The sequence below is a fragment of the Streptomyces sp. NPDC058195 genome (assembly GCF_042883525.1).
Taxonomy (GTDB): Bacteria; Actinomycetota; Actinomycetes; order Streptomycetales; family Streptomycetaceae; genus Streptomyces.
The window spans coordinates 129,699-140,649 of the sequence record NZ_JBHVVM010000022.1; the positions used below are offsets into that span (position 1 = coordinate 129,699).

7 protein-coding genes are annotated in these 10,951 nt (G+C 72.5%); 5 read left to right on the top strand and 2 right to left on the bottom strand.

Annotated elements, in window-relative coordinates:
• Nucleotides 1-617: 617 nt before the first annotated feature.
• The gene (locus ACFVWY_RS25475; RefSeq protein WP_389876559.1) at nucleotides 618-1,919 is read right to left on the bottom strand and encodes a hydrolytic protein; all 1,302 of its coding nucleotides are present in this window, start codon (nucleotides 1,917-1,919) and stop codon (nucleotides 618-620) included.
• 205 nt (nucleotides 1,920-2,124) lie between these two features.
• Between ACFVWY_RS25475 and ACFVWY_RS25480 the strand changes: the two genes are divergently transcribed.
• From ACFVWY_RS25480 to ACFVWY_RS25495, 4 genes are all read left to right on the top strand, one after another.
• Complete coding sequence (locus ACFVWY_RS25480) at nucleotides 2,125-2,853, top strand: LuxR C-terminal-related transcriptional regulator (RefSeq protein WP_389876560.1); 729 nt, start codon at nucleotides 2,125-2,127, stop codon at nucleotides 2,851-2,853.
• 275 nt (nucleotides 2,854-3,128) lie between these two features.
• The gene (locus tag ACFVWY_RS25485; protein WP_389876571.1) at nucleotides 3,129-6,221 is read left to right on the top strand and encodes a hypothetical protein; all 3,093 of its coding nucleotides are present in this window, start codon (nucleotides 3,129-3,131) and stop codon (nucleotides 6,219-6,221) included.
• On the top strand, nucleotides 6,218-6,922 hold the full coding sequence (locus ACFVWY_RS25490) for a DUF4255 domain-containing protein (RefSeq protein WP_389876561.1): 705 nt from the start codon (nucleotides 6,218-6,220) through the stop codon (nucleotides 6,920-6,922). Before ACFVWY_RS25485 ends, ACFVWY_RS25490 begins: the two co-directional genes overlap by 4 nt.
• Nucleotides 6,919-9,054 (top strand): AAA family ATPase, encoded by a 2,136-nt coding sequence (locus ACFVWY_RS25495; protein WP_389876562.1) that lies wholly within the window; start codon nucleotides 6,919-6,921, stop codon nucleotides 9,052-9,054. The genes ACFVWY_RS25490 and ACFVWY_RS25495 overlap by 4 nt, the downstream gene beginning before the upstream one ends.
• Nucleotides 9,055-9,070: 16 nt before the next feature.
• Here ACFVWY_RS25495 and ACFVWY_RS25500 read toward each other — a convergent pair whose 3' ends face one another.
• Nucleotides 9,071-9,574, bottom strand: a complete 504-nt coding sequence (locus ACFVWY_RS25500; RefSeq protein ID WP_389876564.1) for a carboxymuconolactone decarboxylase family protein — start codon at nucleotides 9,572-9,574, stop codon at nucleotides 9,071-9,073.
• A gap of 122 nt (nucleotides 9,575-9,696) precedes the next feature.
• Here ACFVWY_RS25500 and ACFVWY_RS25505 point away from each other — a divergent pair, with 122 nt between their 5' ends.
• Nucleotides 9,697-10,680 (top strand): pirin family protein, encoded by a 984-nt coding sequence (locus tag ACFVWY_RS25505; RefSeq protein WP_389876566.1) that lies wholly within the window; start codon nucleotides 9,697-9,699, stop codon nucleotides 10,678-10,680.
• Nucleotides 10,681-10,951 lie beyond the last annotated feature (271 nt).

Below are 10,951 nucleotides of genomic sequence, written 5' to 3' on the forward strand. Positions count from 1 at the left end.
GCCGAGTCTTTCCCGGCGGCCGTGGCGGACAGTAGGTCTCAAGGTCCTGGACACGGGGCAAGGGTGCTGCCTTCCCAGGCACCCGTGCGGCGGGAATTGCTTCCCCCGCCGGACCGCTCGTGGCGTGCGCCACATTCCCCCAGGCCGCTCGTATGACGGCCAGGTGTACAACTCATTTCAACAAGACGTCCACCATTCACCCGGCGTGTTATCCGACGGAATTTGCGAATGCCCTGCTAAGAGGAATTACGTCTCCCCCGGCCCCGCACCAGGGAATCCCGGAGCGGCCCGCCCATCCGTTTCCGCCTCGAATCAGGATCGGACAGACGTAAACCAGCCAGAATTCCCTGCGCGCCATCGCCCCCGACCGACCGTTCGGAAACCCCCGCCCGGACCAGGCAGTTGGCCCTTCCCCCGCGACTGCCCGGCACTCCCGAAGGGGTCGGGGACCGAAAGTCCCACGCCATCCGGACACCGAAAAGCAACCGAGAGGTCCAGACCTCCCCTCTCCACAGGAGAAGGAAACTGCCACCCGCCTGGCAAGCCGGGTTTCACTCCGCGGGGATTTCTGCTGTTCTCATCCTCCGAAGGGAAGCCGGGGCCCCGGCGCTCCGTTTCTACCGGGCGAGATCGCGCAGCTCACCGCTGACATTGAGCACCTGGTGGCAACCGGATGCCTGGGTTCCGGTCGCTGGTGTGCCGGGCTTGGCACAGGTCACGGACGCGGTGACCGTCTCGTTCTCCTGGATCTCGATGGGGGTGACCCAGTGGTAGTCCTGGTTGCGGAAGGTCTCCAGGGCGATGGTGGTGATCTTCCGTGCGCCGAAGGAGATGGTCAGCACCCCCTCGTCGCCCTGGAAGTTGGCCACGACGATGTCGGTGATCCCGAAGACCTTGCCCTTCTCGACGCGGTACGTCTTGTCCTTCTTGGCCCCGGGGGCGGTCTGCACGTCGATCGTCGCCGAGCTCTGGGCGGAGCCACCGCTTCCGCCTCCCGAGCCGGAGCCGCCCGAACCGCCGGAACCCCCGGACGTGCCGGGCTTGCCCTTGCCGTCCCCCTGGCCCTCGCCGTCACCCTGGCCGCCCGTAGCTCCCGCCGAGGCGTCCTGCTTCCCGTCGGGGTTCTTCTCCTGCGCGGCCTTGGTCACCGCCTGCTCCGCACTGCTGCGGATGGCGGGACGGACCAGTGCGAACCAGGCCAGCAGCAGCGCCAGCAGCGCGGCCAGGACGATCAGCAGCCACCGGGGCAGTACGGGCAGTTGGGCGAACTCGCCGGACACCGTCTCGGTGCGGCCGGGCTCCTGCGTACCCTCCTCGCCGCCCTCGGCGGCCTTGACCTCGAACGGCCAGGCCACCGGCTTGCCGAACCAGATCAGCTTGCGGGCGCCGACCCGCAGCCCCACCTCGGCGGACTCGCCCGGTTCCAGGCGCTTTTGGGCCGGGGTGAAGGCGATCCGGAGTTCCTCACCGTCCTGCTTCCCGGCGAACGCCACGTCGACCGCGGTGTTCCCCCGGTTCTGCACCGCGGTCCGGAAGCGGGCGCCGCGCCAGCCGGAGCGCCTGCGCGGGTCCAGGTCCGCCCGGAGCTCGTGGAAGGGGGCGACCACCACCGTGGCCTCGGGAACGGCCACCGACTCGGGGTGCTCCGCGGGCAGGACCCTTACTCCCAGCGGGATTTCACCGGCGCGGACCTCCGGGGACCGGGGCGGCGCGAGCCGCACGGTCACCACCTCGGAGGTGCCGGGGTAGAGGGACACTCTCGCCGGCTCGACGGTGCTCCACGCGGCACAGTCGCCGACCACTTCGAGTGTGTACGCCTCGACGATGTCGCCGTCGTTGCGCACGGTCAGTGTGGTCGTCGCTTCGGCGCCGGGCGACACCGTCACCGTGGGCGTTTCGAGTTCGGCAGATGTGGTCACGATGCGACGTTAGGCCGCCACCAGGGTCGAGCAGCAGAGACGCGAGGGCAACGACCGGGCAGGGGTGGTGCCCCGGGGGCCCAACGGTCCGGTGTCCCGGCGACCCTCCCGCGAGCCCGTTCGCCCTGCCGGAAACCGGTGCGGTCGAGCGCGGCAACAGGGGTATCGAACCAAGGCTTCTGAGACAGACAGGCACGCAAACGAAATGACGATCACAGCAGAATCGATGAACGGGACGGCGGACCGCGGCCGGTACCGCAGGCCCACCGCGGCGGAGCGCCTCGCCGCGGGCGGCACGAGGACGGTCCCCGGGGGCCGGGTCTCCGTGGCCGTGTACGCGGAAGACCTGATCCTGCGGACCGGTGTGGTTCATCAAATACGCCCACGCCCCGAGATAGAGCTGGTGGACGAGGCCGAGAGCGACCGGGCCCAGGTCTCGCTGGTGGTGGTGGACATGGTGGACGAGCGCACCATCCAGCTGCTCCAGCGTCTCCAGCGCAACACCACCACCCGCACCGGACTCGTCGTCGGGTTCTTCGAGTCGGGCGCGCTCCAGACCATGATCGAGTGCGGTGTCGCCGCCGTACTCCGGCGCGCCGAGGCCAACCAGGACAGCCTGGTGCATCTGGTCACGGCGATGGCGAACGGCGAGGGGGTGCTGCCGGGCGACCTGCTCGGCAAGCTCCTCGACCACGTCAGCAGCCTCCAGCGCACCGTCCTCGACCCCCGGGGGCTCTCGCTGTCCACGCTCACGACGCGGGAGGCAGAGATGATCAGACTGGTGTCGGAGGGCTATGGCACCGCCGAGATCGCGCAGAAGACCTCGTACTCCGAACGCACCGTCAAGAACGTGCTGCACGAGGTGGTGACCCGGCTCGAACTGCGCAACCGGGCCCACGCCGTCGGCTACACCATGCGCCACGGGCTGATCTGAGCCCTGCCGCGGACCCCCGCACGGCCCGGCCGACCGGGCCTCGCCGCGCGGGGGTCCGCCGGTCCGTACGGTCCCCGGGCCGGGCGGGACGGACGGTGGGGCGCCGCAAAGGGCAACCGTCGCTTCCCCCGGTCCGGGTACTCCGGACCTGTCCCCCGCCCGGCGCAGCCACGATGCTGGGCTTGGAGAGTCATCGACAGACTGTGAGGTGGGCCGTGACCGGCACTGCTGGCCCTGCGAGGCATACCAGGCTGGGCCGACTGGTGGGCGCTGTGATGCTGCTGGCCCCCCTGCTGGTGGCGGGCTCCGCGTCCGCCCCGCAGGGTGCGCCACGGCTGGCCGCGGCGGCGGACGAGACCCCGGTCGACGCCGGGCGCATCACGTACGCCGGGACCGAGCACCGCAGCATCGGCCGGGTCACCGGTCCGTCCAGCTCCGACCCGCTGTTCGGTCCCGGACCGGCCCACTACGACCAGGACCCCTTCGTACGCGGCGACTTGATGGTCTTCACCAGCCTGCGCGACAGCGTGCGGCCACAGGTGTACGTGCGGGAGGCGGACGGATCGGTACGCAAGCTCACCAGCGACCGGGACGCCGCGCACCCCGAACTCTCCCCGGACGGACGGACCGTGGTGTTCGACTCCGAGGAGCGCGGCGCGGACGGCACCGCCCAGCGCGAGCTGTGGACCGTCGGCGTCGACGGCAACGGCCTGCGACGGCTGACCGACACCCGCAACAACGAGACCTCCCCGACCTTCTCCCCCGACGGCACGCGTATCGCGTACTCCTGCGACTCCGGCCCCGGCGGCACCGGACTCATCTACGAGCGCCGGGTGGAGGGCGGTGCGGCGCGCGTCGTCAACGAAGCGCCCGGCGACGCCACCGAACCGGCGTGGAACCCGGTGGACGACGACGCCCATCGCAGCCAGATCGCATACACCCTCACCACGAAGAAGGACGATCCGAGACTGTGGGTGACCAAGGGCCGCCCCGGCACCGACCGCCAGCTGCTCGGCGGTGAGCAAGCGGCCTGGCGTACCCGATCGGCCGCCTGGCTGGCGGACGGAAACAGCCTCGTCTACCTCGGCCGCGACTGCACGTGCGAGTACGAACGTGTCTACCGGGGAACCGCCTTCGACGAGGCCGGGCCGAAGACCGAACTCGATGAGAACCGCAAGGTCGACTCGCCCACCTGGACCGGCCCGCTGGACACCGGGACCGTCATCGTTTCCCGGCGGACGGCGCCCAGGCCGCACGACAGCAACGACGACACGTCAGTGGTCGCGACGCTCCAGGACGTCCGGCAGGACGGTTCGGACCCCCGTGACCTCGGTCTCCCCGTCCTGCACGAGGACCCCCAGGCCACCGAGACCAGCGACGCGGACCTGCTGTTCAACCCGAACGACGGGTACGACCCGTGGACCGAACGGCAGAGCTACACCCCGGACGGCCAGCGCATCGTCGTGACCCGGTTCGAGGACCTGGCGGGCACACGGGCCGAGCGGATCTGGCTGGCCGACGCCGACGGCGGCAACGCGGCGGCCATGACGCTCGCCGGGCGCGCGCCCGGCGACTGGGACACCGACCCCGCGTTCTCACCGGACGGCACCAAGCTGGCGTTCACCCGGACCTCGCCCGGCGGCGTCGGCGACAAGGCGGGGCCCAGCAGCATCCTCGTCGCGGATGTCGCCACGGGCGCGATCATCGGCAGGATCGTGCCTCCGGCCGGGCAGTTGACGGGGCAGGACGCGCAGCCCGCCTGGTCCCCGGACGGCACCACTCTCGCCTTCACGCGCAATCATGTGATCCGGGGCCTGGGCGGCATCAAGCACATCTGGACCGCGCCGGTGTCCGAGCTCGGCCAGCAGCGCGACCTCAGCACCACGATCTGTTCCGGTGAGTGCAAGAAGATCGACGACAGCCCCGCCTTCTCCCCCGACGGCACCCGCATCGCCTTCAACCGCAAGGACGGCGGGAACGACCAGGACAGCGGGCGTGGCGGCATCGTGATCACCTCTCTGAAGGGTGATGAGTGCCGGGTAGTGCTTCCGGCCGTCCCGGGCGACAATCCCGACACCTGCCGCCAGGACCTCCCCGACACCCCGCCGAACGGCCCCTTCCAGCCCCGTGACGTGGCCTGGTCGCCGGACGGCGCACGGCTGGTGCTGAGTTCGCGCAGGGGTTCCGCGCCGAACTCCCCGGAGCAGCTGTCCGTGCTGGACCTCGCCTCCGGCACCCTGACACCGTTCGGCGAGCGGCTCGCCGGGCGGCAGAAGGAGCCAGCCTTCCAGCAGTCCGTCGACCTGTCCCTGACCGCGCCGCCCACCGCCCCCTCGGTGGAGGTCGGCGCCACCGGGGAGGTGACGGTCACGGTCACCAACCGGGGGCCCGCCGCCTCGCCCGGCACCGTACTCACCCTCGACGCTCCGCCCGGGGTACGCCTGGAGGAGCTCACCACCCCGGTCGGCTCCTGCGCCGCCGGGTCACCCCAGTGCGAGCTGGGGGTGCTCCGGCCGGGCCAGAGCGTGACGGTCACCGCCCGGCTCACCGGAGTCACGGCGGGGGACCAGCGGATCGGCTGGTCGGTCGCCGGGGCCGTGGTGGACCCGAATCCGACGGACAACGCCACCGGAACGACCGTTCCGGTCGAGGAGGCCCCCGCGCCCACGCCTTCCCCGACGCCCTCGAAGCCCCGGCCCCCGGCTCCCGAGCCGCCCGCGCCGAAGGCCGGACCGGGCGTCACCGTACGGGCCCAGCCCAGCCCCGGCTACGTCGGCGGCCGGGTCGTGGTGACGTACACCGTGCGCAACGGCAAGAACGCGCTGGCCACCGGGCTGCGGCTGAAGCTCGGGCTCCCGGCCGGCATCCCGGCGGGCCCGCTTCCGGCGGGCTGCGGGAAGGGGACGTGCGCGCTGTCCGATCTGGCTCCGGGCGCCTCCACGGTCGTCCGGGTCGTGCTCAGGCCGGACCGGGCACTGACGGCGGCCATCACCGCGACCCTGACCACCACCGGGACCGACGCCGACAGGGGCGACAACGTGTCCCGCAGGAAACTGCGCATCCTCCAGCCCCGGATCGTCTCGGTGCCCGAGGTCGGCAAGCCGGGGTTCGTCACCTCCGTGCGGGGCAAGGACTTCCCGCCCGGCGCGCCGGTGACGCTGAAGTGGAAGCCCGGCATCACGGCGGCGGCGGTGCCCGCCCTTCCGCGCCGGGACGGTACCTTCATCGCGCAGTTGCTGATCCTGGCGAAGGACCAGACGGGGCCGCGCACCATCACCGCGAGCGGACCCGGGTTCACGGCAGAACCCACGGACTTCCTGGTGGTCAGCGGCACCATCGTCCCGCCGGACGAGGTGGGGCGGCGATGATCCACGAAGTCGACGAGGGGCTGCGGCTGCTGCTGGTCGACGCCGGTCTCCAGGACAGCGGTGTCGACCTGGTCTTCGACGCGCCGACGAAGGAGTGGTCGGCCCGGCGCAACGCGCCCACGATCAGTGTCTTCCTGCACCGCATCCGGGAGGACGCCACCCGGCGCCGCACCGGCACGGCTGAGGAGCACGACGCCCAGGGCGTGGTCATCGGCTGGCGGACCCCGCCGCGCTGGTTCGAGCTGACCTATCTGGTGACCGCCTGGACCAATCACCCGCAGGACGAACACCGGCTGCTCTCCGAGGTGCTGCGCTGTCTCGTACGGTCGGACGTGCTGCCCGAGCGGATGCGTACGGGCAGTCTCGCCGAGCTGGGGCTGGCCGTGGAGATCGAAGCGGCGGGTCCGGGCATCGACGGGCCGTCCGCCTCGGACGTGTGGTCCGCGCTCGGCGGTGAGCTGAAGGCCGCGATCGATCTGCGGGTGTGGGCCCCGCTGGCCGGTGAGCGCACGGAGGCCGGGCCGCCGGTCACCGAGGGCCTGGTGGTGCGGACCGCCGCCGCCCGGGACGGCGAGGAGGCGGGCCCGGGGCGTCGGCTGCGCTACGACGGTGCGTCCGATCCCGGGGAGCGGGGCTTCGCCGCGGAGCGCGAGCGGCAGCTGCCGCCGGGCCGACGCCGTCGCGGAGGCGCCGCCCGATGACCACGGCACGGAGCACCGAGGACGTCCGGGGGGAGGCCGACGCCCCGGCGGCGGCCGTCGCGGACCTCTGGGAGCAGCTGGTCCACGTCGAGCAGCGGGTCAGGGACGCGGTGGCGGTACGGCAGGGAGCCGACCCGCAGCCGGACGACCCGTTCCGGGGGCAGTACCTCACCCCTGGGGCGGCGGCACGGATCGTGGAGTCCCGCGACGCCTTCACACCGGTCCCCGCGTACGGCTGCGGGCCGGGCCCGCAGTTCCCGCCCGGCAGCCGGCTCGGGCGGCTCGGGAAGGACTTCGGGCTGCTGCCGGTCGACGTCGATCTGCTGCTGGTCGCGATGGCCCCGGACATCGACAGCCGGTTCGAGCGGCTGTACGGGTATCTCAACGACGACCTCACGCGGCGCAGGCCCACCATCGGTCTGGCACTGGAGCTGTGCGGGCTGCCCGCCGCGAGCGCGGGCCGGTTCCGGTTCGCCCCGTCCGCCCCGCTGGTGGCGGGCGGGCTGGTGGAGGTGACGGAGCCGGAGCGGCCGCTGCTCTCCCGGGTCCTGCGGGTGCCGGACCGGGTCACCGCCCATCTGCTGGGCGACGACGTGGTCGACGGCAGGCTGCGCGGGCTGGTCCGTCCGGCCGGGCCCGGTACGCGGCCGGACGGCGGCCCGCTGGTCCGGCGGGTCGCGGCGGCCCTGGGCACCGGCAGCGGGCTGGTGCATCTGCTGGACCGGGGCGGCGACCCGGGCGGGGTGGCGGTCGAGGCGCTGCTCGCCGCGGGACGCCGCCCGCTGGTCGTCGACATCGCGGCCCTCACCACCGCGTCCGAGCCGGAACGTGCCGTACGCGTCCTGGCGGCCGAGGCCCGGCTGAGCGGTGGCGGCATCGTCCTCGGCCCGCTGGAGGCGCTGTCCCCCGAGCGTCCCGAACGGGGGCGTCTGCTCGGGGACCTGTGCGCGGAGGCCGACGGGGTGCCGCTGGCCGCGTACGGGACGAAGCACTGGGATCCGCTGTGGGCCGGGGAGAGCCCGGTCGTGGTCCCCGTCCCGTCGCCCGGTCCCGAGGAGTCGGCGCACCGGTGGCGCCGGGCACTGGCCGAGGCAGGCGCGGCGGTCGGACTGCCCGCCCCGGGCGAGCCGGACGGCGACGGGCTCGTCGAGGCCACCGCCTCCTACCGGCTGGACTCCGCTCAGGTGCGCAGGGCTGCCGTGGTCGCTTCCCGGCTGGCGGCGGTGGAGGAGCGCGCGGTGGACGCGCGGGACCTGCGGGCGGCGGTCCGGGCACAGAACGGGGCAGGTCTCGAACGGCTCGCCCGGCGTATCGAGCCGGCGGTCGGCTGGGACGATCTCGTCCTGCCCGCCGTCACCCGGCGCGAGCTGTCGGAGCTGGCGCTGCGCGCCCGTCACCGGGAGCAGGTCCTCGGGGAGTGGCGGATGCGTCCGGGGGGCGGCCGGGGGCGCGGGATCATCGCGTTGTTCGCGGGCGAGTCCGGCACCGGCAAGACCATGTCCGCCGAGGTGCTGGCCTCGGAGCTCGGCATGGAGCTCTATGTGATCGACCTGTCCACGGTGGTCGACAAGTACATCGGGGAGACCGAGAAGAACCTCGAAAGGATCTTCGCCGAGGCGTCCGACGTCAACGGCATCCTGCTGTTCGACGAGGCGGACGCCATCTTCGGGAAGCGTTCGCAGGTGAAGGACGCACACGACCGGCATGCCAACGTGGAGTCCGCCTATCTGTTGCAGCGGATGGAGTCCTTCGACGGGATCGCGGTGCTCACCACCAATCTGCGGGGCAACCTCGACGAGGCGTTCACCCGTCGTCTCGACGTGATCGCGGAGTTCCCGATGCCGGACGCGGCGCAGCGGCTCGCCCTGTGGGACCGCTGTCTGGGGACGGCCCTCCCCCGCGAGGCCGGACTCGACCTGGAGTTCTGCGCGGAGCGCTTCCCGCTGGCGGGCGGGTCGATCCGGGCCTGCGCGGTGACCTCCGCCTATCTGGCGGCGGACGCGGGGCGGCCGCTGGGCATGGAGCAGATCGTCGCGGCGGTGCTCCAGGAGTACCGCAAGCTCGGACGGCTGGTCCGGGACAGCGAGTTCGGCCCCTGGCTGGACCGGGCACGCACGGGCGGCGGCGCGTAGGGACCTTCCGCCCGGATCAGGCCGGGGTCGCCGACCCCGTCCCGGGTACCCCGCGTACCGGGTGCTTGCTGAGGATCGAGACCCGGTTGAAGGCGTTGATCGTGATCGCCGCCCAGATGACCGCGGAGAGTTCCGTGTCGTCGAACACCTCGCGGGCCGCCGCGTAGGCGGTCTCCTGAGCGGACGCGTCCGCGGGGTGGGTGGTGGCCTCCGCGAGGGCGAGGGCCGCGCGTTCCCGCGCCGTGAACACCTCGGTGTCCCGCCAGGCGGCCAGGACCCCGAGGCGCCGGGCTGACTCGCCCGCGCGCAGGGCCGCCCTGGTGTGGACGTCCAGGCAGTAGGCGCAGCCGTTGAGCTGGGAGACGCGGAGGTTGACCAGCTCCACCAGCACCCGGTCCAGGCCCGCGTCGGCGGCGCTCGCGCGCACCGCCTCGGATGTCTGGACCAGGGCGTGGTACGCCTTGGGCGACTGCTTGTCGACGTAGACCCGCCGACCGTCCGGGGGTGTGGTGGCGCTCACTCGGGTCTCCTTGTGGCCGCTTCGGCCGGGGCGCGCCTGGTGTGCGCCCCGGGCCGTGGTGTCCTAAGATCCACCCATGATAGTTGAATATCCAACAAGAATGTCACGGGGGGTGTCCTCCGATGAGCGACTCTGAGACGGGCCCGGCCGAGGTGCGCCGCGCGGCCCCGGCGAGCGACGGGCACGGCGAGGGCGCGCCCCGGGTCGAGGTGCTGCCGGCCCGCGACGTCCCGCTGGGCGGCCCGCGGGCCATGACGGTGCGCCGCACCCTGCCGCAGCGGTCCCGCTCCCTGATCGGCGCCTGGTGCTTCGCCGACCACTACGGTCCGGACGACGTCACCGCGACGGGCGGCATGGACGTCGCGCCCCACCCGCACACCGGACTGCAGACCGTGTCATGGCTCTTCACCGGGGAGATCGAGCACCGCGACAGCCTGGGCAGCCACGCCTTCGTACGCCCCGGCGAGCTCAACCTCATGACCGGCGGGCACGGGATCAGCCATACGGAGGTGTCGACCCCGCGCACCACGGTGCTGCACGGCGCCCAGCTCTGGGTCGCACTCCCCGAGGAACACCGGCACGCGGAGCGCGACTTCCAGCACTACGTCCCCGAGCCGGTCCGGGTGGACGGGGCCCTGGTCCGGGTCTTCCTCGGAACGCTGTGCGGCGACACCTCGCCCGTACGCACCTTCACCCCGCTGCTCGGCGCCGAGCTCGTCCTCGACCCGAACGCCAGCCTCACGGTCGCCGTCGACTCCGGGTTCGAGCACGGCGTCCTCGTCGACCAGGGCAGCATCCGGCTGGGTGACACCGCCGTACGCCGGGCGGAACTGGGCTACGTCGGCCCCGGCCGTGACACCGTGACGCTCACCAACACCTCCGGGGAGCCGGCCCGGCTCCTGCTGCTCGGCGGCCCGCCGTTCAACGAGGAGATCGTCATGTGGTGGAACTTCATCGGCCGGTCTCACGAAGACATCGCCCAAGCCCGTCAGGACTGGGAGAACGCCTCCGACCGCTTCGGCGAGGTCCACGGCTACCCGGGCGACCGCCTCCCCGCACCCGAGCTCCCCCACACCCGCCTGAGGCCGCGCGGACGCATGCGCTGACCTGCGCAGGCGATGGGTGGTGGAGCGCAGCGCCAGAGCCGCCGCACTCCACCGCCCGGACGCTCCCGCGCCATCCCCGGCCAGCCTCGCCCGCGCGGTCGGCGCGTCACGGAGTTCCACCGTCTGCCACAGCGTCCAGTCGGACCCATGCTGACCTGCCGCTGACTCTCCTGACGCCTAGGCCCTGTCGTCAAAGTGATCTTGGATTGTGGATCATGGAGTCGTGATACGTCGCCATGAACTGTCCGATGCCGAGTGGGACCTCATACGC